24 protein-coding genes are annotated in these 21,722 nt (G+C 67.8%); 21 read left to right on the top strand and 3 right to left on the bottom strand.

All coding sequences use genetic code 11. The features are described 5' to 3' along the window. Positions 1-85: 85 nt before the first annotated feature. Positions 86-3,985: a DNA-directed RNA polymerase subunit beta' gene (locus AB0898_RS24010; RefSeq protein ID WP_366805009.1), complete on the top strand. Its 3,900-nt coding sequence runs from the start codon at positions 86-88 to the stop codon at positions 3,983-3,985. 108 nt (positions 3,986-4,093) lie between these two features. On the opposite strand, the gene AB0898_RS24005 is transcribed toward AB0898_RS24010, so the two are convergent. Then, positions 4,094-5,434: a glycosyltransferase family 39 protein gene (locus AB0898_RS24005; RefSeq protein ID WP_366805008.1), complete on the bottom strand. Its 1,341-nt coding sequence runs from the start codon at positions 5,432-5,434 to the stop codon at positions 4,094-4,096. 188 nt (positions 5,435-5,622) lie between these two features. Here AB0898_RS24005 and AB0898_RS24000 point away from each other — a divergent pair, with 188 nt between their 5' ends. The 8 genes from AB0898_RS24000 (at position 5,623) to AB0898_RS23965 (ending at position 14,365) form a co-directional block, all read left to right on the top strand. Next, a complete protein-coding gene (locus AB0898_RS24000; protein ID WP_407078393.1) occupies positions 5,623-6,582 on the top strand; it encodes a glycosyltransferase family 2 protein in 960 nt (319 codons plus the stop codon). A gap of 291 nt (positions 6,583-6,873) precedes the next feature. After that, positions 6,874-7,245, top strand: coding sequence for a 30S ribosomal protein S12 (rpsL, locus tag AB0898_RS23995; protein ID WP_003948652.1), 372 nt, complete (start codon positions 6,874-6,876; stop codon positions 7,243-7,245). 2 nt (positions 7,246-7,247) lie between these two features. Next, a complete protein-coding gene (gene rpsG / locus AB0898_RS23990; protein ID WP_003974303.1) occupies positions 7,248-7,718 on the top strand; it encodes a 30S ribosomal protein S7 in 471 nt (156 codons plus the stop codon). Between the two features lie 39 nt (positions 7,719-7,757). Next, positions 7,758-9,884: an elongation factor G gene (gene fusA / locus AB0898_RS23985; RefSeq protein ID WP_366805006.1), complete on the top strand. Its 2,127-nt coding sequence runs from the start codon at positions 7,758-7,760 to the stop codon at positions 9,882-9,884. 143 nt (positions 9,885-10,027) lie between these two features. After that, on the top strand, positions 10,028-11,221 hold the full coding sequence (gene tuf / locus AB0898_RS23980) for an elongation factor Tu (protein WP_366805005.1): 1,194 nt from the start codon (positions 10,028-10,030) through the stop codon (positions 11,219-11,221). Positions 11,222-11,545: 324 nt separating this feature from the next. After that, on the top strand, positions 11,546-11,827 hold the full coding sequence (locus tag AB0898_RS23975) for a hypothetical protein (RefSeq protein WP_366805004.1): 282 nt from the start codon (positions 11,546-11,548) through the stop codon (positions 11,825-11,827). Positions 11,828-11,843: 16 nt separating this feature from the next. Next, positions 11,844-13,835 carry a hypothetical protein gene (locus AB0898_RS23970; protein WP_366805003.1) on the top strand — a complete coding sequence of 664 codons (1,992 nt, stop codon included), beginning with the start codon at positions 11,844-11,846 and terminating at the stop codon, positions 13,833-13,835. Positions 13,836-13,864: 29 nt separating this feature from the next. After that, positions 13,865-14,365 (top strand): hypothetical protein, encoded by a 501-nt coding sequence (locus tag AB0898_RS23965; protein WP_366805002.1) that lies wholly within the window; start codon positions 13,865-13,867, stop codon positions 14,363-14,365. On the opposite strand, the gene AB0898_RS23960 is transcribed toward AB0898_RS23965, so the two are convergent. Beyond that, the gene (locus AB0898_RS23960; protein ID WP_366805001.1) at positions 14,346-14,825 is read right to left on the bottom strand and encodes a hypothetical protein; all 480 of its coding nucleotides are present in this window, start codon (positions 14,823-14,825) and stop codon (positions 14,346-14,348) included. The genes AB0898_RS23965 and AB0898_RS23960 overlap by 20 nt on opposite strands. Then, positions 14,822-15,343, bottom strand: coding sequence for a hypothetical protein (locus AB0898_RS23955; RefSeq protein ID WP_366805000.1), 522 nt, complete (start codon positions 15,341-15,343; stop codon positions 14,822-14,824). The genes AB0898_RS23960 and AB0898_RS23955 overlap by 4 nt, the downstream gene beginning before the upstream one ends. 505 nt (positions 15,344-15,848) lie before the next feature. Between AB0898_RS23955 and rpsJ the strand changes: the two genes are divergently transcribed. The 12 genes from rpsJ (at position 15,849) to rplN (ending at position 21,721) form a co-directional block, all read left to right on the top strand. Further along, positions 15,849-16,157 (top strand): 30S ribosomal protein S10, encoded by a 309-nt coding sequence (gene rpsJ / locus AB0898_RS23950; protein WP_003948644.1) that lies wholly within the window; start codon positions 15,849-15,851, stop codon positions 16,155-16,157. A gap of 17 nt (positions 16,158-16,174) precedes the next feature. Beyond that, positions 16,175-16,819: a 50S ribosomal protein L3 gene (rplC, locus tag AB0898_RS23945; RefSeq protein ID WP_018543906.1), complete on the top strand. Its 645-nt coding sequence runs from the start codon at positions 16,175-16,177 to the stop codon at positions 16,817-16,819. A 5-nt stretch (positions 16,820-16,824) separates the two neighbouring features. Beyond that, positions 16,825-17,481, top strand: coding sequence for a 50S ribosomal protein L4 (gene rplD / locus AB0898_RS23940; protein WP_366804999.1), 657 nt, complete (start codon positions 16,825-16,827; stop codon positions 17,479-17,481). Continuing rightward, positions 17,481-17,900: a 50S ribosomal protein L23 gene (gene rplW / locus AB0898_RS23935; RefSeq protein WP_366804998.1), complete on the top strand. Its 420-nt coding sequence runs from the start codon at positions 17,481-17,483 to the stop codon at positions 17,898-17,900. Before rplD ends, rplW begins: the two co-directional genes overlap by 1 nt. 40 nt (positions 17,901-17,940) lie before the next feature. After that, the gene (gene rplB, locus AB0898_RS23930) at positions 17,941-18,777 is read left to right on the top strand and encodes a 50S ribosomal protein L2 (RefSeq protein ID WP_161182739.1); all 837 of its coding nucleotides are present in this window, start codon (positions 17,941-17,943) and stop codon (positions 18,775-18,777) included. A 12-nt stretch (positions 18,778-18,789) separates the two neighbouring features. Then, on the top strand, positions 18,790-19,071 hold the full coding sequence (gene rpsS, locus AB0898_RS23925) for a 30S ribosomal protein S19 (protein WP_003992359.1): 282 nt from the start codon (positions 18,790-18,792) through the stop codon (positions 19,069-19,071). A gap of 44 nt (positions 19,072-19,115) precedes the next feature. Then, positions 19,116-19,463, top strand: a complete 348-nt coding sequence (gene rplV / locus AB0898_RS23920) for a 50S ribosomal protein L22 (RefSeq protein ID WP_019329637.1) — start codon at positions 19,116-19,118, stop codon at positions 19,461-19,463. Beyond that, complete coding sequence (gene rpsC / locus AB0898_RS23915; RefSeq protein WP_030317320.1) at positions 19,463-20,293, top strand: 30S ribosomal protein S3; 831 nt, start codon at positions 19,463-19,465, stop codon at positions 20,291-20,293. Before rplV ends, rpsC begins: the two co-directional genes overlap by 1 nt. Before the next feature lie 5 nt (positions 20,294-20,298). Next, positions 20,299-20,718 (top strand): 50S ribosomal protein L16, encoded by a 420-nt coding sequence (gene rplP / locus AB0898_RS23910; RefSeq protein WP_161182738.1) that lies wholly within the window; start codon positions 20,299-20,301, stop codon positions 20,716-20,718. Then, a complete protein-coding gene (gene rpmC / locus AB0898_RS23905) occupies positions 20,718-20,942 on the top strand; it encodes a 50S ribosomal protein L29 (RefSeq protein ID WP_007494763.1) in 225 nt (74 codons plus the stop codon). Before rplP ends, rpmC begins: the two co-directional genes overlap by 1 nt. Further along, positions 20,942-21,226 (top strand): 30S ribosomal protein S17, encoded by a 285-nt coding sequence (gene rpsQ, locus AB0898_RS23900; RefSeq protein WP_018543912.1) that lies wholly within the window; start codon positions 20,942-20,944, stop codon positions 21,224-21,226. Before rpmC ends, rpsQ begins: the two co-directional genes overlap by 1 nt. 126 nt (positions 21,227-21,352) lie before the next feature. Next, positions 21,353-21,721, top strand: a complete 369-nt coding sequence (gene rplN / locus AB0898_RS23895; RefSeq protein ID WP_003998823.1) for a 50S ribosomal protein L14 — start codon at positions 21,353-21,355, stop codon at positions 21,719-21,721. The last annotated feature ends 1 nt before the right edge of the window (position 21,722 follow it).

Genomic DNA, 21,722 nt, shown 5'->3' with positions numbered 1-21,722 from the left:
CCCACAAGGAACCAAGCCCCCGGCCGGCCCCAGGACCCCCGTTTCAGACCCCATGACTCACAACCCTGAGAGGGATTGACGCATAGTGCTCGACGTCAACTTCTTCGACGAGCTCCGGATCGGTCTGGCCACCGCTGACGACATCCGTCAGTGGAGCCACGGCGAGGTCAAGAAGCCGGAGACCATCAACTACCGCACGCTCAAGCCCGAGAAGGACGGACTCTTCTGCGAGAAGATCTTCGGTCCGACCCGGGACTGGGAGTGCTACTGCGGCAAGTACAAGCGCGTCCGCTTCAAGGGCATCATCTGTGAGCGCTGTGGCGTCGAGGTCACGCGCGCCAAGGTGCGCCGTGAGCGGATGGGCCACATCGAGCTCGCCGCTCCCGTCACCCACATCTGGTACTTCAAGGGCGTTCCGTCGCGCCTTGGCTACCTGCTCGACCTCGCCCCGAAGGACCTTGAGAAGGTCATCTACTTCGCCGCGTACATGATCACGTACGTGGACGAGGAGCGCCGTCAGCGCGACCTGCCCTCGCTGGAGGCGCACGTCTCCGTCGAGCGTCAGCAGATCGAGAACCGCCGCGACTCCGACCTGGAGGCCCGCGCCAAGAAGCTCGAGACCGACCTGGCCGAGCTGGAGGCCGAGGGCGCCAAGGCCGACGTGCGCCGCAAGGTGCGCGAGGGTGCCGAGCGCGAGATGAAGCAGCTGCGCGACCGCGCGCAGCGCGAGATCGACCGTCTCGACGAGGTGTGGAACCGCTTCAAGAACCTCAAGGTCCAGGACCTCGAGGGCGACGAGCTGCTCTACCGCGAGCTGCGTGACCGCTTCGGCACGTACTTCGACGGCTCGATGGGTGCCGCGGCGCTGCAGAAGCGCCTGGAGTCCTTCGACCTCGAGGAGGAGGCCGAGCGCCTCCGCGAGATCATCCGCACCGGCAAGGGCCAGAAGAAGACCCGTGCGCTCAAGCGCCTCAAGGTCGTCTCCGCGTTCCTGCAGACCAGCAACAGCCCCAAGGGCATGGTGCTCGACTGCGTGCCGGTCATCCCGCCGGACCTGCGTCCGATGGTGCAGCTGGACGGTGGCCGCTTCGCGACCTCCGACCTGAACGACCTGTACCGCCGTGTGATCAACCGCAACAACCGTCTGAAGCGCCTGCTCGACCTGGGTGCTCCGGAGATCATCGTCAACAACGAGAAGCGCATGCTTCAGGAGGCTGTTGACGCCCTCTTCGACAACGGTCGTCGTGGCCGCCCGGTCACCGGTCCGGGCAACCGCCCGCTGAAGTCCCTCAGCGACATGCTGAAGGGCAAGCAGGGTCGTTTCCGTCAGAACCTGCTCGGCAAGCGAGTCGACTACTCGGCGCGTTCCGTCATCGTCGTCGGCCCGCAGCTGAAGCTGCACCAGTGCGGTCTGCCCAAGGCCATGGCGCTGGAGCTCTTCAAGCCGTTCGTGATGAAGCGCCTGGTCGACCTGAACCACGCGCAGAACATCAAGAGCGCCAAGCGCATGGTGGAGCGCGGCCGCACGGTCGTGTACGACGTCCTCGAAGAGGTCATCGCCGAGCACCCGGTGCTGCTGAACCGTGCTCCCACCCTGCACCGCCTCGGCATCCAGGCCTTCGAGCCGCAGCTGGTCGAGGGCAAGGCCATCCAGATCCACCCGCTCGTCTGCACCGCGTTCAACGCGGACTTCGACGGTGACCAGATGGCCGTGCACCTGCCGCTGTCCGCGGAGGCGCAGGCCGAGGCCCGCATCCTGATGCTGTCCTCGAACAACATCCTCAAGCCGGCCGACGGCCGCCCGGTGACGATGCCGACCCAGGACATGGTCCTCGGTCTGTTCTTCCTCACCACCGACGGCGAGCTGCGTGACACCAAGGGCGAGGGCCGCGCGTTCGGCTCCACGGCCGAGGCGATCATGGCGTTCGACGCCGGCGAGCTGGCTCTGCAGTCGCCGATCGACATCCGCTTCCCGGTGGGCACCATCCCGCCGCGTGGCTGGACGCCGCCGGCGCGCGAGGAGGGCGAGCCGGAGTGGCAGCAGGGGGACTCGTTCCGCCTGCGCACCACCCTGGGCCGCGCGCTCTTCAACGAGCTGCTGCCCGAGGACTACCCGTTCGTCGACTACTCGGTGGGCAAGAAGCAGCTCTCCGAGATCGTCAACGACCTGGCCGAGCGCTACCCCAAGGTCATCGTGGCGGCGACGCTCGACAACCTGAAGGCGTCGGGCTTCTACTGGGCGACCCGTTCCGGTGTCACCGTGGCCATCTCCGACGTCGTCGTTCCCGAGGCGAAGAAGGAGATCGTCAAGGGCTACGAGGCGCAGGACGAGAAGGTCCAGAAGCAGTACGAGCGCGGTCTCATCACCAAGGAAGAGCGCACTCAGGAGCTCATCAACATCTGGACCAAGGCGACCAACGAGGTTGCCGAGGCGATGAACGAGAACTTCCCCAAGACGAACCCCATCTTCATGATGGTTGACTCGGGTGCCCGAGGAAACATGATGCAGATGCGTCAGATCGCCGGTATGCGTGGTCTGGTGTCGAACGCCAAGAACGAGACCATCCCGCGGCCCATCAAGGCGTCGTTCCGTGAGGGTCTCTCCGTGCTGGAGTACTTCATCTCCACCCACGGTGCCCGTAAGGGTCTGGCGGACACCGCCCTGCGTACCGCCGACTCGGGTTACCTGACCCGTCGTCTGGTGGACGTCTCGCAGGACGTCATCATCCGCGAGGAGGACTGCGGCACCGAGCGCGGCCTCAAGCTGTCGATCGCCGAGCGCGGCGCCGACGGTGTGCTGCGCAAGGCGGACAACGTCGAGACGTCCGTGTACGCGCGCTGCCTCGCCGAGGACATCGTCGTCGACGGCAAGGTGCTGGCCCCGGCCGGCACCGACCTGGGCGACGTGCTCATCGACGAGCTGGTCAAGAACGGCATCGAGGAGGTCAAGACCCGTTCGGTGCTGACCTGCGAGTCCGCCGTCGGCACCTGCGCGATGTGCTACGGCCGTTCGCTGGCCACCGGCAAGCTGGTCGACATCGGTGAGGCGGTCGGCATCATCGCCGCCCAGTCCATCGGTGAGCCCGGTACCCAGCTGACGATGCGTACCTTCCACACCGGTGGTGTGGCCGGTGACGACATCACCCAGGGTCTGCCCCGTGTCGTCGAGCTCTTCGAGGCCCGTACGCCGAAGGGTGTCGCCCCGATCTCCGAGGCCTCCGGCCGCGTGCGGATCGAGGAGACCGAGAAGACCAAGAAGCTCGTCGTCACCCCGGACGACGGCAGCGACGAGACGGCGTTCCCGATCTCGAAGCGTGCCAAGGTCCTGGTGACCGAGGGCGAGCACGTCGAGGTGGGCCAGCAGCTCACCATGGGTGCCACCAACCCGCACGACGTGCTGCGCATCCTGGGTCAGCGTGCCGTCCAGGTCCACCTGGTCGGCGAGGTCCAGAAGGTCTACAACTCGCAGGGCGTGTCGATCCACGACAAGCACATCGAGATCATCATCCGGCAGATGCTCCGCCGCGTGACGATCATCGAGTCGGGCGACGCCGAGCTGCTGCCCGGCGAGCTGGTCGAGCGGTCGAAGTTCGAGACCGAGAACCGTCGTGTGGTCCAGGAGGGCGGTCACCCGGCCTCCGGTCGTCCGCAGCTGATGGGTATCACCAAGGCCTCGCTGGCGACGGAGTCCTGGCTGTCGGCCGCCTCCTTCCAGGAGACGACCCGAGTGCTGACGGACGCGGCGATCAACGCCAAGTCCGACAGCCTCATCGGCCTCAAGGAGAACGTCATCATCGGTAAGCTCATCCCGGCCGGTACGGGTCTGTCCCGCTACCGCAACATCCGGGTCGAGCCGACCGAGGAGGCCAAGGCCGCGATGTACTCGGCCGTCGGCTACGACGACATCGACTACTCGCCGTTCGGCGCCGGCTCCGGCCAGGCCGTGCCGCTGGAGGACTACGACTACGGTCCGTACAACCAGTAAGCGAGCAGTCTGAAGGGCGGCACCCTCTCCGGGGGGTGCCGCCCTTCGGCGTTCTCCGGTGCGTATCACGCATCACGCATCACGCGTCGTGCGCCACGCGCCCGGCTGCTACGGGATGCCCAGCTCGAAGATGACGTAGTGCGCGTACCAGCCCGAGGCGACGGCGGCCGTGGTGAAGAACACGGCGAGGGAGGGCCACTTGAGGCGGCCCAGCGCCGCCGCCGGGGCCAGCAGCAGCGGGAAGACGGGCAGGAGATAGCGCATGGTGTTGCCGAACATCTGCTGGGTGCCGAGCACCGCGACGACGCTCGCCAGGGTGTAGGCGACCAGCACCAGCGGGGGCCGTCTGCGCAGCATCAGCGTGATCAGGAACGGCAGCGCCAGAACCAGCTGGACCGAGAGCACGTCCGGGAAGCCGAAGGCGAAGAGGTAGTCGTGCCGGCCGACGGCCAGGTTGCCCAGCACGTGCAGGGTGTAGGAGCCGAAGTCGAAGTAGTGCGCCCAGCCCTCGCGCTGGAGGATGAAGTACGCGCCCGGCTCACCCGTGCTCAGCCCGACCCAGGCGATGTAGCCGAGCAGGCCGAGCGGCGCGAGGACCATGGCGAGCACGGGCCCCCGGATGCCGTGCTCCCGTCGGGCGCGCGGCCGCGCGAGCGTGACCAGGGCGGCGAGTCCGACGGCGCCGATGAGGGCCGCCGAGGTGGGGCGGTTGAGCCCGGCGAGGAGGGCGACGACGCCGGCGGCGGCCCACCTCCGGGTCATCACCAGGTAGCAGGTCCAGGCGGCGAGCGCGACGTACAGGGACTCCGAGTACACCGCCCACTCGACGCCGGCGCCGGGCGCCACGGCCCACAGTCCGGCGGCGACGGTGCCCGCGCGGGCGCCCGCGAGCAGCCGGACCACGGCGAAGATCCCGGCGGCCGCGACGAACGAGGCGACGACGGAGACGGTCATCGCGGAGCCGTACGGGCCGAGGCCGGTCAGCCGGGAGACGAGCCGGATCAGCGCCGGGTACAGCGGGAAGTAGGCCACCGAGTTCTGCTGGACCGTGAACACACCGCCCGGGGGGAGGGCCGCCAGCCGCGGCTCGTAGCCGTTCTGGGCGACCTGGAGGTACCACCAGCCGTCCCAGGTGCCGAGCACGTCCCACCAGTGGGCGCCGCCGCCGAAGCGCGGCGGGCGGTGGCGGTAGTCACCGGCGGCCTCCAGCAGGACGGCGAAGACCGAGAGCCCGACGAGCTTGGTGACGCCGTACAGCGCGAGCGGGGGCAGATACGCCCGTGCATGCGCCCGGGCGGCGGGCGGGAGCGTCGGGAGCCGGCGGGGGAGCCGGCCGGGGCGCGGGCCGTCCTCCGGCTCCCCGGGGACCACCTCCTCCGGCTCCCCGGGGACCACGTCCGGCGGCGTCGCCCCGGGTCCGGTGCCGGTCTCTCTGGCAGTCGCGCTCATCGGCGGGCGCCCCCCGTTCCCCCCACGGCTCCCCAGCCTCCGCCGCCCGTCACGCATGGGGAGGGGCTGTGAGCTTTCTGTCATACGATCGCACCAGAGTCGCATATCTGTGCGAGGCCGGGGGGCCTGGGGAGGGCAACGTGGGCGAGGTCGCGGAACCGACGGCCGTCTTGTCGGTCGTCGTACCCATGTACGACGAGGAGGCGGCCCTGCCCGCCCTCGTCTGCCGGCTGCGGCCGGTCCTGGCGGCCCTGGACGTGCCCTACGAGCTCGTCGCGGTGGACGACGGCAGCGGCGACCGCACGGCCGAGCTGCTCGCCGCCTTCCGGACGGGCTGGCCCGAACTGCGCGTGATCGCGCTGCGCCGCAACTGCGGCCACCAGGCCGCCCTCACCGCGGGCCTGGACCGGGCCACCGGCGCCTACGTCGTGACCCTGGACGCCGACCTCCAGGACCCGCCCGAGAAGATCCCGGAGATGCTGGCGCTGGCCCGTGCCGAGGGCCTCGACATCGTCTACGGCGTCCGCGCCGACCGCAGCAGCGACACCCTGTTCAAGCGCTGGACCGCGGGCCTGTACTACCGGCTCATGGGCCGGCTCGCGGGTCACCCGGTGCCCGCGCAGGCCGGCGACTTCCGGCTGCTCAGCCGGGCCGCCGTGGACGCCCTGAAGCGCCTGCCGGACCAGCAGCGGGTCTACCGGCTGCTCGTGCCCTGGCTGGGCTTCCCGAGCGGCGAGGTGACCTACGAGCGCGCCCCGCGCGCCGCGGGCACCACCAAGTACCCGCTGAGCCGCATGGTCCGGCTCACCGCCGACAGCGTCACCGGCTTCTCCGCAGCGCCCCTCCGGCTCGCCACCTGGCTGGGCGCCGGCGCCTTCCTGGTCTGCGTGGCGCTGCTCGGCTACACCCTCGGCGCCTACGCCCTCGGCCTGACGGTCCCCGGCTGGACCTCGCTGTTCACCGGTGTGCTGTTCATCGGGGCGGTCCAGCTGCTCTGTCTGGGGCTGCTCGGCGAGTACGTCGCGCGCATCTTCACGGCGGTGCAGAACCGGCCCGCGTACTTCGTCGGGCACGACTCGGCGCGGCCCGGGACCGACCCCTCGGCGGCGCCCGACCCCTCGCGCGAGGACGCCGTCACGCGCGGGTGAACCCGCTCCCTACCGCACCGGGGCATTCGGCGCGATCCGGGCGGGCCGCCTGGTCCCGCCTATTTGTTTTGACCGCAGCGAATGCGGTAGGTACGCTCATACCTTGTGCCTGGGGTGTGCCCTGGCTCTCGTGCGTGCCTTCGACCGCGCGGCGAGCCGTCACCGGCCATCGCAATCAGCGCCCTTCCCCTTCGTGGTGGCGGGAGTCTGCCGATTCGACACACCCGACCGCGTGGGTCGGCGAAGTTCCAGGTTAGCTTCACCATTCGGCACACAGAAACCGGAGAAGTAGTGCCTACGATCCAGCAGCTGGTCCGTAAGGGCCGGCAGGACAAGGTCGAGAAGAACAAGACGCCCGCACTCGAGGGTTCGCCCCAGCGTCGTGGCGTCTGCACGCGTGTGTTCACGACCACCCCGAAGAAGCCGAACTCGGCCCTGCGTAAGGTCGCGCGTGTGCGTCTGACCAGCGGCATCGAGGTCACGGCCTACATTCCGGGTGAGGGACACAACCTGCAGGAGCACTCCATCGTGCTCGTGCGCGGCGGCCGTGTGAAGGACCTGCCGGGTGTTCGCTACAAGATCATCCGCGGTTCGCTCGACACCCAGGGTGTCAAGAACCGCAAGCAGGCCCGCAGCCGCTACGGCGCCAAGAAGGAGAAGTAAGAATGCCTCGTAAGGGCCCCGCCCCGAAGCGCCCGGTCATCATCGACCCGGTCTACGGTTCTCCTCTGGTGACCTCCCTCATCAACAAGGTGCTGCTGAACGGCAAGCGCTCCACCGCCGAGCGCATCGTCTACGGCGCCATGGAGGGTCTGCGTGAGAAGACGGGCAACGACCCGGTCATCACGCTGAAGCGCGCGCTGGAGAACATCAAGCCGACGCTTGAAGTCAAGTCCCGCCGCGTCGGCGGTGCGACGTACCAGGTGCCGATCGAGGTCAAGCCCGGTCGCGCCAACACGCTCGCGCTGCGCTGGCTCGTCGGTTACTCCCGCGCCCGTCGCGAGAAGACGATGACCGAGCGTCTGCTCAACGAGCTTCTCGACGCTTCGAACGGCCTCGGTGCGGCCGTCAAGAAGCGCGAGGACACGCACAAGATGGCCGAGTCCAACAAGGCCTTCGCGCACTACCGCTGGTAGTCGCTACCCACATCGAGACCGAGAGAAGACTGAAGCCTTATGGCTACCACTTCACTTGACCTGGCCAAGGTCCGCAACATCGGGATCATGGCCCACATCGACGCGGGCAAGACGACCACCACCGAGCGGATCCTGTTCTACACCGGCGTGTCGTACAAGATCGGTGAGGTTCACGACGGCGCCGCCACGATGGACTGGATGGAGCAGGAGCAGGAGCGTGGCATCACGATCACGTCTGCTGCCACGACCTGCCACTGGCCTCTCGAGGGCAGTGACTACACCATCAACATCATCGACACCCCGGGTCACGTCGACTTCACCGTCGAGGTGGAGCGCTCGCTGCGCGTGCTCGACGGTGCCGTCACGGTGTTCGACGGTGTCGCCGGTGTGGAGCCGCAGTCCGAGACGGTGTGGCGTCAGGCCGACCGTTACGGCGTGCCGCGCATCTGCTTCGTGAACAAGCTGGACCGTACCGGCGCCGAGTTCCACCGCTGCGTGGACATGATCAAGGACCGCCTCGGCGCCGTCCCGATCGTCATGCAGCTCCCGATCGGTGCCGAGATGGACTTCCAGGGCGTTGTGGACCTCGTCCGCATGAAGGCGCTCGTGTGGTCCGCCGAGGCGGCCAAGGGCGAGATGTACGACGTCGTCGACATCCCGGCCACGCACGTCGAGGCCGCCGAGGAGTGGCGCGGCAAGCTGGTCGAGACCGTCGCGGAGAACGACGACGAGATCATGGAGCTGTTCCTGGAGGGCCAGGAGCCCACCGAGGAGCAGCTGTACGCCGCGATCCGTCGCATCACCATCGCGTCCGGCAAGTCCGACGGCACCACCGTCACCCCGGTGTTCTGCGGTACCGCGTTCAAGAACAAGGGCGTCCAGCCCCTGCTCGACGCGGTCGTGCGCTACCTGCCGACCCCGCTCGACGTCGAGGCCATCGAGGGCCACGACGTCAAGGACCCCGAGGTCGTCATCAAGCGCAAGCCGTCCGAGGACGAGCCGCTGTCCGCGCTCGCGTTCAAGATCATGAGCGACCCGCACCTGGGCAAGCTCACCTTCGTCCGGGTCTACTCGGGCCGCCTGGAGTCCGGCACCTCGGTGCTGAACTCCGTCAAGGGCAAGAAGGAGCGCATCGGCAAGATCTACCGCATGCACGCCAACAAGCGTGAGGAGATCGAGTCGGTGGGCGCCGGCGACATCGTCGCCGTCATGGGCCTGAAGCAGACCACTACCGGTGAGACGCTGTCCGACGACAAGAACCCGGTCATCCTGGAGTCCATGGACTTCCCGGCGCCGGTCATTCAGGTCGCCATCGAGCCCAAGTCCAAGGGTGACCAGGAGAAGCTGGGTGTCGCCATCCAGCGTCTCGCGGAGGAGGACCCCTCCTTCCAGGTTCACTCGGACGAGGAGACCGGCCAGACCATCATCGGTGGTATGGGCGAGCTGCACCTTGAGGTGCTGGTCGACCGTATGCGCCGTGAGTTCAAGGTCGAGGCCAACGTCGGCAAGCCGCAGGTCGCCTACCGCGAGACGATCCGCAAGGCCGTCGAGCGCGTGGACTACACCCACAAGAAGCAGACCGGTGGTACCGGTCAGTTCGCGAAGGTGCAGATCGCGATCGAGCCCATCGAGGGCGGCGACGCGTCGTACGAGTTCGTGAACAAGGTCACCGGTGGCCGTATCCCGAAGGAGTACATCCCTTCGGTGGACGCCGGTGCGCAGGAGGCCATGCAGTTCGGCATCCTCGCCGGCTACGAGATGACGGGCGTCCGCGTCATTCTTCTCGACGGTGCCTACCACGAGGTCGACTCCTCCGAGCTCGCCTTCAAGATCGCCGGTTCGCAGGCCTTCAAGGAGGCCGCGCGCAAGGCTTCGCCCGTGCTCCTCGAGCCGATGATGGCCGTCGAGGTCACCACGCCCGAGGACTACATGGGTGAGGTCATCGGCGACATCAACTCCCGCCGTGGCCAGATCCAGGCCATGGAGGAGCGGGCCGGTGCCCGCGTCGTGAAGGGCCTCGTGCCCCTCTCGGAGATGTTCGGCTACGTCGGAGACCTCCGCAGCAAGACCTCGGGTCGCGCAAGCTACTCGATGCAGTTCGACTCCTACGCCGAGGTTCCGCGGAACGTCGCCGAGGAGATCATCGCGAAGGCCAAGGGCGAGTAACGCACCCCGTTTACACGCTTTAGGCTTGACACCGACCGCCGGGGTTGGACCACTCGGAAAACACCCCGGCGGGCGGCATCCCAGCAAAGATCACCTGGCGCCGATGAGTAAGGCGTACCAGAACCACTCCACAGGAGGACCCAGTGGCGAAGGCGAAGTTCGAGCGGACTAAGCCGCACGTCAACATCGGCACCATCGGTCACATCGACCACGGTAAGACGACCCTCACGGCCGCCATTACCAAGGTGCTGCACGACGCGTACCCGGACCTCAACGAGGCCACCGCGTTCGACAACATCGACAAGGCGCCCGAAGAGCGTCAGCGCGGTATCACCATCTCCATCGCGCACGTCGAGTACCAGACCGATGCGCGTCACTACGCCCACGTCGACTGCCCGGGTCACGCGGACTACATCAAGAACATGATCACCGGTGCCGCGCAGATGGACGGCGCGATTCTCGTGGTCGCCGCCACCGACGGCCCGATGCCGCAGACCAAGGAGCACGTGCTCCTGGCCCGCCAGGTCGGCGTTCCGTACATCGTCGTCGCCCTGAACAAGGCCGACATGGTGGACGACGAGGAGATCCTGGAGCTCGTCGAGCTCGAGGTCCGTGAGCTCCTCTCCGAGTACGAGTTCCCGGGCGACGACGTTCCGGTCGTCAAGGTCTCCGCGCTCAAGGCCCTTGAGGGTGACCCGGAGTGGACCGAGTCGGTTCTCGAGCTGATGAAGGCCGTCGACGAGGCCATCCCGCAGCCCGAGCGTGACGTCGACAAGCCGTTCCTGATGCCGATCGAGGACGTCTTCACGATCACCGGTCGTGGCACCGTCGTCACCGGTCGTATCGAGCGTGGTGTCCTCAAGGTCAACGAGACCGTCGACATCATCGGCATCAAGACCGAGAAGACCACCACCACGGTCACCGGCATCGAGATGTTCCGCAAGCTGCTCGACGAGGGCCAGGCCGGTGAGAACGTCGGTCTGCTGCTCCGCGGCATCAAGCGCGAGGACGTCGAGCGCGGCCAGGTCATCATCAAGCCCGGTTCGGTCACCCCGCACACCGAGTTCGAGGCCCAGGCCTACATCCTGTCCAAGGACGAGGGTGGCCGCCACACGCCGTTCTTCAACAACTACCGTCCGCAGTTCTACTTCCGCACGACGGACGTGACCGGCGTGGTGACCCTCCCCGAGGGCACCGAGATGGTCATGCCGGGTGACAACACCGAGATGAAGGTGGAGCTCATCCAGCCCGTCGCCATGGAAGAGGGCCTGAAGTTCGCCATCCGTGAGGGTGGCCGCACGGTGGGCGCCGGCCAGGTCACCAAGATCACGAAGTAAGTTCCCTTGCTTCGAGGTCACTGACTGACCTTCGAGAGGCCCGTACGACTTCGGTCGTACGGGCCTCTTCGCGTTGTCCGGGGGCGGGGCGGCGCGGGGTGCGGTGCGTGCGTCGCGTCAACCGGCTGCCCGGAAACCCACCGTGACGAAGATCGGCCCCGGCCGGTTGGGGGAGTGGGACGGCGGAGCGGAGGGTGGACGGTGGACGGACCTGGTGTTTCTCTCGCACCCGGCGGTGCCGGTACTGCTGGTGCTGCCGGACCGTCGGGCGGGGGCGGGCTGCTGGCCTCCTCGCCCGCGGAGCAGCGGGCGGCGGCCCGGGCGTTGCAGGACTCTCTGGAGCCGGACACCCGGGCGGCCGGGGCGTACGCGGACGACGAGACCGGCGCCGCCGTGCAGGCGTTCGGCGCCCGGGACGGCGACGGCTGGCTCACCGCGACGGCCCTGCGCACGGCCCACGCGGCCTGGAACGCGCAGGTGCGGAACCTGCTGGACCGCCTCGGCGCCGAGAAGGACGCGCTGGGCGGCACGATCACCGTGCTGACGGCGGCGGACCTGGACGTCGGCGCGGGCGTACGGCGCGTGTCGGCGCTGGACCGGTACTGAGCGGGGGCGGGCCGGGATGCCGACGTACCACGAGATCATGACCGCCGACCTCACCGCGCTCACCGGCGCGGCCGAGCGCTGGGACGGCATGGCGGGGGAGTTCGCCCGGCAGGAGAAGGCGTACCGGCGCCATGTCCACGGCATCACGCTCACCCCCGCCTGGTCCGGCATGAGCGCGGAGGCGGCGCACGGCCGTTTCGGCGTCACCCTGCGGGAGTTCGAGTCCGCGCAGCGGGAGGCGAAGGCGATGGCCTCCTTGCTGCGGGACGCGCACGCGCGGTTCACCGAGCTGCGGGGGCGGCTGACCGCGGCCCGCCGGGAGGCGCTGGCGGCGGGGCTGCGGGTCTCCGGCCAGGGGCGGGTGACGGCGGACGGCGCCGGCGAGCCGGCCGTACGGTCCTGGCAGGACCGCATCGACCACGCCGTACGGGCGGTGTCCGACGCGGACGAGGGGGTGCGGCTGGCGCTGGCCGCTGCGGTGGACGGCGAGGGCCGGGGCTTCAACGGCGCGGCGCTGGGGGACGTCGAGAAGTACGAGGCGCTGGCGGCGGAGGGGCCGCTGGAGCGGCTGAGCCGGGGCGGGCGGCTGTCGGGCCGTGAACTCGCCGAGCTGCGGCGGGCGTTCCGCGACAACGCGGGCGACGAGGTCTTCGCCCGTACGGTCCTGGACGATCTGGGGCCCGCCGGCACCGTCCGCCTCACGAACGAACTGAACGACCTCCTGCACGGTCCCCGGAGCGGTCCGGGGCTCTCCGCTTCGTACGGCGCCCTCGCATCCGGTCTCGCGAACAGCCTGGCCACGGCCACGCGGGACACCGGCTCTGCCTGGTACCGGCGCTGGCGCGCGGGTATGCGCCGGGCCGGCGTCCAGCGGTGGTCCACGGGGGCGCAGGGGGAGCGGCTGGACAAGGCGCTCGGCTATCAGTCGCTGGTGACCCTGATGCGCTCGGGGCACGGGTACTCACCGCGCATGCTGGAGAACCTCACCGACGACCTGATCGCCACCGAGCGGGAGCGTCCCGGGATCTGGCGGACGAAGGGGGCGTACGCGGGTGCGCGCGGCGGCTGGTTCGCGAACGACCCCGTGGACGGCGCGCTGGGCCTCATGAGCCGGGACCCGGCCACGGCGGCCCACTATCTCTCCTCCGACGCCCATATGCGGTACCTGGTGAAGGAGCGGGACTGGGCGGTCACCCTCCGGGAGGGGCGGAGCGGCACCTATACGGCGGGCCTGGACGGGGACGACCGGGTGGGGTTCGGGGCGGCGCTGCAGGCGGGGGCGACGGGGGTCTCGCCGGGCGGCCACTACGTCCGGCATGGCGCCGCGAACGAGACGGTCCTGCGTTCCGCCCTCCACCACCTCTCCGCCCAGGGCGACGACTTCCCCCCGTCCCTGAGACGCCCCCTGGCGAACATCCTGGTGAACCACGGCTCCACCGTCCACGCCGCCATGAGCGAAGTCGACATCTCCCGCTCTCCCCTGAAACAGGACGAACTCTTCGAGGTCACGAAACAGGTCTCCAAGGACCGGGGTGCCTACGGCGCCCTGAACGGCGGCCTCAACCAGGCGATGGTCTCCACCCTCCACACCCCCCACCCCTCCTCCCCCGAACCCCTCCTCCGCGCCGGCCGCACAGTCGGCTTCTTGGAAGAAGCCCGCCTCCAATCCCAGGGCACCCCCCAAACAGCCACTTTCGAAACGAAGCCGCTGTTCGACAAGGTGATCAGTTATATCCCTGTTGCGAGTGAGGATGTGCAGGAGGGGTTTGATTATGTTACGGGGAAGTGGTTGGAGGATGAGCAGGAGAGGTTGGATGACAAGCAGTCCGAGGAGAACATCAAGGCATTCGATGCGAGGAACGGTCAGTTGATGGGTCTTGCTGCGGAGTGGGCCAGGGTTCAGAAATCGGGCGGCGTAACAGATTTCGACACCAAGGCAGAAGTCAGTAGGGCTGCTCAAGACGGCATGATTCATGCTGGCGGAGTTTCAGGGGCGCAGCCCCGATGAATCGACGCCTGTGCGGAACTCTCTCGTTGGTGATCGCGACCCTGGCCGCCACGGTCGCTTCCTGCAGCCCTGGCAGTGGGCGCATCCCCGGGACAATCTGCGGAACGCGCGTCGATCCGAGTCTTTCACGGCCACTCCTCGCACCCAGTAATGAGTGGAGTGAATACAACCGTGTTGTCCGTGCAGAAGCGATCACGGCGCCTTGCCTAGTTCTCGCTCAACATCAGGTCGCCATGCGGCTGCGCTTCTCATGGGATGACAGCGCGGCGGACCTGATGCATCTGGCGAACGATACAGGGGATATTTCCCGAGTCAGCTCTCCTCGATATTTGGCAGAAAACCCACACGAGATGCTGGGTGGAACCGACGGCGCCATTTCCCAAGCCCCCTGCAAGTCCAGAACCGGGAACTACTTCACCCTCACCCTCCAGCTCCCCCAGATCAAGCTCACCGACCAGACCCACCGAGACGACATCGAGAAGTTCATGCGGGCCTACTTTCCCGCCACTCTCAAGTCGCTCGGTTGCTGATCGGTTCAGGGTGTGTGGAACACGATCCAGCGGGGGGGGCGGAGGAGAGGCCCCGTTCGTTTGTGCGCCAGCCGTGCGTACCTCGGGCCACGCCCAGCCGGCGGAAGTAGCTGTCGTCGATCTCCACGCGGCCGTCGCGGTGCCGCCATGTCGTGCCGCCGCTCTGCCCTCCCATGAATACCGGGGCCCGGCCATCGAACAGGGCGCGGAGGCGGCGGCCCGTGCCGGGTGGGCCGGGGAGGTCCACGTCCCAGACGAAGGCGAAGGGAAAGAAGACCGTGAAGTACAGGAACACGAGCACCAGGTAGGGCACCAGCCACAGCGCCCACAGGGCCGGGAACCACAGCCACTGCAGCACGTACCGGACACGTGCGATTACGAGCGGTTTCGGCGGACAGGGGCCCATCCGTGGGTCGGCGAGGAGCGCGCTCATCGAGAAGTCGGCCTGGTTCATGGTCATTTGAGCGCCTGCCTGATGCTGCCGAGGACGTCGCCGGCCGTGTCACGCGCGCTGTCGATCTCCTCGTGCACCTTCTCCGGGGCGTACTCGACATGCTCGTTGACCAGCCGCGCACCTTCCGTGTACAACCCCTTGGCCCCGACGACCCCCTGGTACCGCCGGACGGTGTTCCCCGCGCCGTCCACGATCGGCTTGGCGGAGTCCGCCAGCGCCGGGATGCGGCCGAGGGGCGTGCCCATGCGCCCGGCGGCCCCGCCGCCCTGGGCCAGGACCTCGGAGATGCCCGCGCTGCCGCCGATGGGGGAGACGAGGCCGAGGGGGAGCTCGTGGAACTCGGGGGCGGCCTCGTCCTCCAGGTGCTGGAGGAGGCGTTCCGGCTGTGCGGCCTTCTTCGTGACACCGCCCGCGGTGTCGGCGATCAGCTTGATGCCGTGGCCCCGCTTGTCCGGCAAGTCGTCGCAGGCGCCCTCCGGTTCGGCGGAGCCCGGGCCCTTCGGCTGCCGCATCGCGGACCGCATGCTGTCGGCGTACTCCGCCTCGCGGAAGCCGGCCGTTCCCGGTCCGCCCCGTGGCGCGTCAGGCTGGTGTGTACGCGTCACCATGGGTGGGCGCCGGGCCCGGTGTGTTTGACCTGCGTCACTCTCGGGGTAATCTCTTCGGCTCGATTGGCCAGAGGGCTGCCCCATATGGCAGACTGTCCGAGTTGCTCGGTCGAGTGTTGATGCTGCGCGCCTCCCGCCGGGAGGACCGGAAGCGAGTCCCACAGTACTCGTCAACCCCCTGCGGGTTGGACGTACGGGAATCTTCCGGGAAGCGTGGGTGCGGCACCGGCCAGGCACTCGGTGGGCCTTCCGCCCCCGGTCCGCGGTTCCGGACGGGCCGTGTGCATTCCCCCTAGGGATGTTCCATATAGGGACATTCTTGTTGGCGGGAGCGCGACACGCCCGACCGCGTGGGCCGGAGAGAAGGCAATCGGAAACCATCGAGTTCCAGAGCGTTGAGAGACAGGACTACTGAGTAGCCATGGCGGGACAGAAGATCCGCATTCGGCTCAAGGCCTACGACCACGAGGTCATCGACTCTTCGGCCAAGAAGATCGTCGAGACGGTGACGCGCACTGGTGCGTCGGTCGCGGGCCCGGTGCCGCTGCCCACTGAGAAGAACGTGTACTGCGTCATCAAGTCGCCGCACAAGTACAAGGACTCGCGCGAGCACTTCGAGATGCGCACGCACAAGCGCCTGATCGACATCCTCGACCCGACGCCCAAGACCGTTGACTCCCTGATGCGACTCGACCTCCCGGCCGGTGTCGACATCGAGATCAAGCTCTGAGGGTCGGTGATCTGAGAATGGCTAAGCAGATCAAGGGCATCCTGGGCGAGAAGCTCGGCATGACGCAGGTGTGGGACGAGAACAACCGTGTTGTTCCGGTCACCGTCGTCAAGGCCGGTCCGAACGTCGTGACCCAGGTCCGCACGAACGACGTCGACGGCTACGAGTCGGTCCAGATCGCCTTCGGCGAGATCGACCCGCGCAAGGTGAACAAGCCCCTCAAGGGCCACTTCGCCAAGGCCGACGTAACTCCGCGCCGCCACCTGGTGGAGCTCCGTACCTCCGACGCCAGCGAGTACACGCTGGGCCAGGAGATCACGGCCGAGGTCTTCGAGTCGGGCGTCAAGGTCGACGTCACCGCGAAGAGCAAGGGCAAGGGCTTCGCCGGTGTCATGAAGCGCCACAACTTCAAGGGTGGCAAGGCGTCCCACGGTGCCCACCGTGTGCACCGCATGCCCGGTTCCATCGGTGGCTGTGCCACCCCCGGCCGTGTCTTCAAGGGCATGCGCATGGCGGGTCGCATGGGCAACGAGCGGGTCACCACCCAGAACCTGACCGTTCACGCCGTTGACGCGGAGAAGGGCCTGCTCCTCATCAAGGGCGCGGTTCCTGGTCCGAACGGCGGCCTCGTCCTGGTCCGCACCGCGGCCAAGGGGGCCTGAGGACTATGAGCACCATTGACATCCTGTCGCCCTCCGGCGACACCGCCGGGACCGTCGAGCTCCCGGCCGAGATCTTCGACGTTGAGAAGATCAGCATCCCGCTGATTCACCAGGTCGTCGTCGCGCAGCTGGCCGCCGCCCGTCAGGGCACGCACAAGGTCAAGAGCCGTGGCGAGGTCCGTGGTGGCGGTAGGAAGCCCTACCGGCAGAAGGGCACCGGCCGCGCGCGCCAGGGTTCGACCCGTGCGCCGCAGTTCGCCGGCGGTGGCGTCGTCCACGGCCCCACGCCGCGTGACTACTCGCAGCGCACCCCGAAGAAGATGAAGGCCGCGGCCCTGCGCCACGCCCTCACCGACCGGGCGCGTCACAACCGCATCCACGTCGTCTCCGGCGTGGTCGAGGGTGCGAACCCGTCCACGAAGGCCGCCAAGGTCCTGTTCGGCAAGATCTCGGAGCGCAAGAACCTGCTCCTGGTCGTCGACCGTGCCGACGAGGCCGCGTGGCTCTCCGCCCGCAACCTGCCCCAGGTCCACATCCTGGAGCCGGGCCAGCTGAACACGTACGACGTTCTCGTCTCGGACGACGTGGTCTTCACCCAGGCCGCGTTCGAGTCCTTCGTGTCTGGCCCCAAGGCCGCTGACACCGAAGGGAGCGAAGCCTGATGGCTACGCGTCACCCGAGCATCGCCTCGAAGGCCGCCAAGGTCGCCAAGGCCGCGCGCGTCGCCAAGGCGAAGCGCCACGCCACCGAGGGCAAGAACACCGTCGAGACCCCGCTGAGCAAGTCGTACACGGACCCCCGTGACGTCCTGCTGAAGCCGGTCGTCTCGGAGAAGAGCTACTCGCTCATCGACGAGAACAAGTACACGTTCATCGTCGACCCGAACGCCAACAAGACCCAGATCAAGCAGGCCGTCCAGGCGGTCTTCGACGTCAAGGTCACCGGGGTCAACACGATCAACCGCCAGGGCAAGCGCAAGCGCACGAAGACCGGTTTCGGTCAGCGTGCCGCCACCAAGCGCGCGATCGTGACCCTCGCCGAGGGCGACCGTATCGACATCTTCGGCGGTCCGACCGCCTAAGGGCGGTCTGGATCGTCCGATATCGGACGAGGACTGAGAAATGGGAATCCGCAAGTACAAGCCGACTACGCCGGGCCGTCGTGGCGCCAGCGTCGCCGACTTCGTCGAGGTCACGCGGTCCACGCCGGAGAAGTCGCTGGTCCGCCCGCTGCACAGCAAGGGCGGCCGTAACAACGCCGGTCGTGTGACCGTTCGCCACCAGGGTGGCGGACACAAGCGCGCCTACCGAGTGATCGACTTCCGTCGTCACGACAAGGACGGCGTGCCGGCGAAGGTCGCGCACATCGAGTACGACCCCAACCGCACCGCGCGCATCGCGCTGCTGCACTACGCCGACGGCGAGAAGCGCTACATCCTCGCCCCGCGCAACCTGCAGCAGGGTGACCGCGTCGAGAACGGTCCCGGGGCCGACATCAAGCCGGGCAACAACCTGGCCATCCGCAACATCCCGGTCGGTACCACGATCCACGCGATCGAGCTCCGTCCCGGTGGCGGTGCCAAGTTCGCCCGCTCCGCCGGTGCCTCCGTGCAGCTGCTCGCGAAGGAGGGCTCGATGGCCCACCTCCGCATGCCCTCCGGTGAAATCCGCCTGGTCGACGTGCGCTGCCGCGCCACCGTCGGCGAGGTCGGCAACGCCGAGCAGAGCAACATCAACTGGGGTAAGGCCGGCCGTAAGCGGTGGCTGGGCGTTCGCCCGACCGTCCGTGGTGTGGTCATGAACCCGGTGGACCACCCGCACGGTGGTGGTGAAGGCCGGACCTCCGGTGGCCGTCACCCCGTGTCCCCGTGGGGCAAGAAGGAAGGCCGTACTCGTTCGCCCAAGAAGGCGTCGAACAAGTACATCGTCCGCCGCCGCAAGACGAACAAGAAGCGCTAAGGACGGGTTGAGATGCCTCGTAGCCTGAAGAAGGGGCCCTTCGTCGACGACCACCTCATCAAGAAGGTGGACGCCCAGAACGAAGCCGGCACCAAGAACGTCATCAAGACCTGGTCCCGCCGCTCGATGATCGTCCCGGCCATGCTGGGCCACACCCTCGCGGTGCACAACGGCAAGACCCACATCCCGGTGTTCGTCACCGAGTCGATGGTCGGCCACAAGCTCGGCGAGTTCTCGCCGACGCGCACCTTCCGGGGCCACGTCAAGGACGACCGGAAGTCGAAGCGCCGCTAGTAGCGGATCGCATTCAGACACGTAAGTAACTGAGAGGGACAACCATGGAAGCCAGGGCCCAGGCGCGGTACATCCGCGTTACGCCCATGAAGGCCCGCCGCGTGGTGGACCTTATCCGTGGCATGGATGCCACGGAGGCTCAGGCTGTTCTGCGATTCGCTCCGCAGGCAGCCTCCGTGCCGGTCGGCAAGGTGCTCGACAGCGCCATCGCCAACGCCGCGCACAACTACGACCACACCGACGCCGACAGCCTCTACATCTCCGAGGCGTACGTCGACGAGGGCCCGACCCTGAAGCGGTTCCGGCCGCGTGCCCAGGGCCGTGCCTACCGGATCCGCAAGCGGACCAGCCACATCACCGTGGTCGTCAGCAGCAAGGAAGGAACCCGGTAATGGGCCAGAAGGTTAACCCGCATGGGTTCCGGCTCGGTGTCACGACCGACTTCAAGTCGCGTTGGTACGCCGACAAGCTGTACAAGGACTACGTCAAGGAAGACGTCGCCATCCGTCGGATGATGACGTCCGGCATGGAGCGCGCCGGCATCTCGAAGGTTGAGATCGAGCGCACCCGTGACCGCGTGCGTGTGGACATCCACACCGCTCGTCCGGGCATCGTCATCGGCCGCCGTGGCGCCGAGGCCGACCGCATCCGCGGCGACCTCGAGAAGCTCACGGGCAAGCAGGTCCAGCTGAACATCCTCGAGGTCAAGAACCCCGAGACCGACGCTCAGCTGGTTGCCCAGGCCGTCGCCGAGCAGCTCTCCTCCCGCGTCTCCTTCCGTCGGGCCATGCGTAAGAGCATGCAGTCCGCCATGAAGGCCGGCGCCAAGGGCATCAAGATCCAGTGCGGCGGCCGCCTCGGTGGCGCCGAGATGTCCCGCTCGGAGTTCTACCGCGAGGGCCGCGTGCCCCTGCACACGCTCCGTGCGAACGTGGACTACGGCTTCTTCGAGGCCAAGACGACCTTCGGCCGCATCGGCGTGAAGGTCTGGATCTACAAGGGCGACGTCAAGAACATCGCCGAGGTCCGCGCCGAGAACGCTGCGGCCCGTGCGGGTAACCGCCCGGCCCGTGGCGGCGCCGACCGCCCGGCCCGTGGTGGCCGTGGTGGCGAGCGTGGTGGGCGCGGTCGCAAGCCGCAGCAGGCTGCCGGCGCCGAGGCCCCCAAGGCCGAGGCTCCCGCCGCCGCCGCTCCGGCTGAGAGCACCGGAACGGAGGCCTGACCGTCATGCTGATCCCCCGTAGGGTCAAGCACCGCAAGCAGCACCACCCGAAGCGCCGTGGTCAGGCCAAGGGCGGTACCCAGGTCGCGTTCGGCGAGTACGGCATTCAGGCCCTCACGCCGGCGTACGTGACCAACCGCCAGATCGAGGCGGCCCGTATCGCGATGACCCGCCACATCAAGCGTGGCGGCAAGGTCTGGATCAACATCTACCCGGACCGCCCGCTGACGAAGAAGCCTGCCGAGACCCGCATGGGTTCCGGTAAGGGTTCTCCGGAGTGGTGGATCGCGAACGTGCACCCGGGCCGGGTCATGTTCGAGCTGTCCTACCCCAACGAGAAGATTGCGCGTGAGGCCCTCACTCGTGCGGCCCACAAGCTGCCGATGAAGTGCCGGATCGTCAAGCGCGAGGCAGGTGAAGCGTGATGTCGGCCGGTACCAAGGCGTCCGAGCTGCGCGAGCTGGGCAACGAGGAGCTTCTTGCGAAGCTCCGCGAGGCCAAGGAAGAGCTGTTCAACCTCCGCTTCCAGGCGGCGACTGGTCAGCTCGAGAACCACGGCCGTCTGAAGGCGGTCCGCAAGGACATCGCGCGGATCTACACCCTGATGCGCGAGCGTGAGCTGGGCATCGAAACGGTGGAGAACGCCTGATGAGCGAGAAGAACGTGACTGAGAACGCAGAGGCCCGCGGCTTCCGCAAGACCCGCGAGGGTCTCGTCGTCAGCGACAAGATGGACAAGACCGTCGTCGTCGCCGTCGAGGACCGCGTGAAGCACGCGCTGTACGGCAAGGTCATCCGCCGTACGAACAAGCTCAAGGCGCACGACGAGCAGAACGCCGCGGGTGTCGGCGACCGTGTCCTCCTCATGGAGACCCGGCCGCTGTCCGCGACGAAGCGCTGGCGCGTCGTCGAGATCCTCGAGAAGGCCAAGTAATTCCCGCGAGGGAGTTGCTGAAGCAAGGTATTCCTGCGGGGTAAATCCGCAGGTCGTTCCGCCAGGCTCGGCCGGGGTCCTTCACCGGACCCCGGCCGGGAACCGGCAGACAAACAGGAGATAGACGTGATCCAGCAGGAGTCGCGACTGCGTGTCGCCGACAACACTGGTGCGAAGGAGATCCTTTGCATCCGTGTGCTCGGTGGCTCCGGTCGCCGCTACGCGGGCATCGGTGACGTCATCGTCGCCACCGTCAAGGACGCGATCCCCGGCGGCAACGTGAAGAAGGGTGACGTCGTCAAGGCGGTCATCGTTCGCACCGTCAAGGAGCGCCGTCGTCCGGACGGCTCGTACATCCGCTTCGACGAGAACGCCGCCGTCATTCTGAAGAACGACGGCGACCCTCGCGGCACCCGTATCTTCGGCCCTGTCGGCCGTGAGCTGCGCGAGAAGAAGTTCATGAAGATCATCTCGCTCGCGCCGGAGGTGCTGTAAG

Origin of the sequence: Streptomyces sp. NPDC005435 (assembly GCF_040703155.1) — a bacterium.
Lineage (GTDB): Bacteria > Actinomycetota > Actinomycetes > Streptomycetales > Streptomycetaceae > Streptomyces.
The sequence above is the reverse complement of the archived record's forward strand: the minus strand, read 5'-3'. Positions and strand labels throughout refer to the sequence as shown.

Excerpts from the sequence above, each read along its gene's own strand:
- rpsC (WP_030317320.1), top strand. The coding sequence starts at position 19,463 with ATGGGCCAGAAGGTTAACCCGCATGGGTTCCGGCTCGGTGTCACGACC.
- rplC (WP_018543906.1), top strand. The coding sequence starts at position 16,175 with ATGGCTAAGCAGATCAAGGGCATCCTGGGCGAGAAGCTCGGCATGACG.
- rplD (WP_366804999.1), top strand. The coding sequence starts at position 16,825 with ATGAGCACCATTGACATCCTGTCGCCCTCCGGCGACACCGCCGGGACC.
- rplP (WP_161182738.1), top strand. The coding sequence starts at position 20,299 with ATGCTGATCCCCCGTAGGGTCAAGCACCGCAAGCAGCACCACCCGAAG.
- AB0898_RS24005 (WP_366805008.1), bottom strand. The coding sequence starts at position 5,434 with ATGAGCGCGACTGCCAGAGAGACCGGCACCGGACCCGGGGCGACGCCG.
- rplV (WP_019329637.1), top strand. The coding sequence starts at position 19,116 with ATGGAAGCCAGGGCCCAGGCGCGGTACATCCGCGTTACGCCCATGAAG.
- rplB (WP_161182739.1), top strand. The coding sequence starts at position 17,941 with ATGGGAATCCGCAAGTACAAGCCGACTACGCCGGGCCGTCGTGGCGCC.
- rpsS (WP_003992359.1), top strand. The coding sequence starts at position 18,790 with ATGCCTCGTAGCCTGAAGAAGGGGCCCTTCGTCGACGACCACCTCATC.
- AB0898_RS23960 (WP_366805001.1), bottom strand. The coding sequence starts at position 14,825 with ATGACCATGAACCAGGCCGACTTCTCGATGAGCGCGCTCCTCGCCGAC.
- rpsQ (WP_018543912.1), top strand. The coding sequence starts at position 20,942 with ATGAGCGAGAAGAACGTGACTGAGAACGCAGAGGCCCGCGGCTTCCGC.
- rpsG (WP_003974303.1), top strand. The coding sequence starts at position 7,248 with ATGCCTCGTAAGGGCCCCGCCCCGAAGCGCCCGGTCATCATCGACCCG.
- rpmC (WP_007494763.1), top strand. The coding sequence starts at position 20,718 with ATGTCGGCCGGTACCAAGGCGTCCGAGCTGCGCGAGCTGGGCAACGAG.
- rpsJ (WP_003948644.1), top strand. The coding sequence starts at position 15,849 with ATGGCGGGACAGAAGATCCGCATTCGGCTCAAGGCCTACGACCACGAG.
- AB0898_RS24000 (WP_407078393.1), top strand. The coding sequence starts at position 5,623 with ATGTACGACGAGGAGGCGGCCCTGCCCGCCCTCGTCTGCCGGCTGCGG.
- fusA (WP_366805006.1), top strand. The coding sequence starts at position 7,758 with ATGGCTACCACTTCACTTGACCTGGCCAAGGTCCGCAACATCGGGATC.
- rplW (WP_366804998.1), top strand. The coding sequence starts at position 17,481 with ATGGCTACGCGTCACCCGAGCATCGCCTCGAAGGCCGCCAAGGTCGCC.
- AB0898_RS23970 (WP_366805003.1), top strand. The coding sequence starts at position 11,844 with ATGCCGACGTACCACGAGATCATGACCGCCGACCTCACCGCGCTCACC.
- AB0898_RS23955 (WP_366805000.1), bottom strand. The coding sequence starts at position 15,343 with ATGCGGTCCGCGATGCGGCAGCCGAAGGGCCCGGGCTCCGCCGAACCG.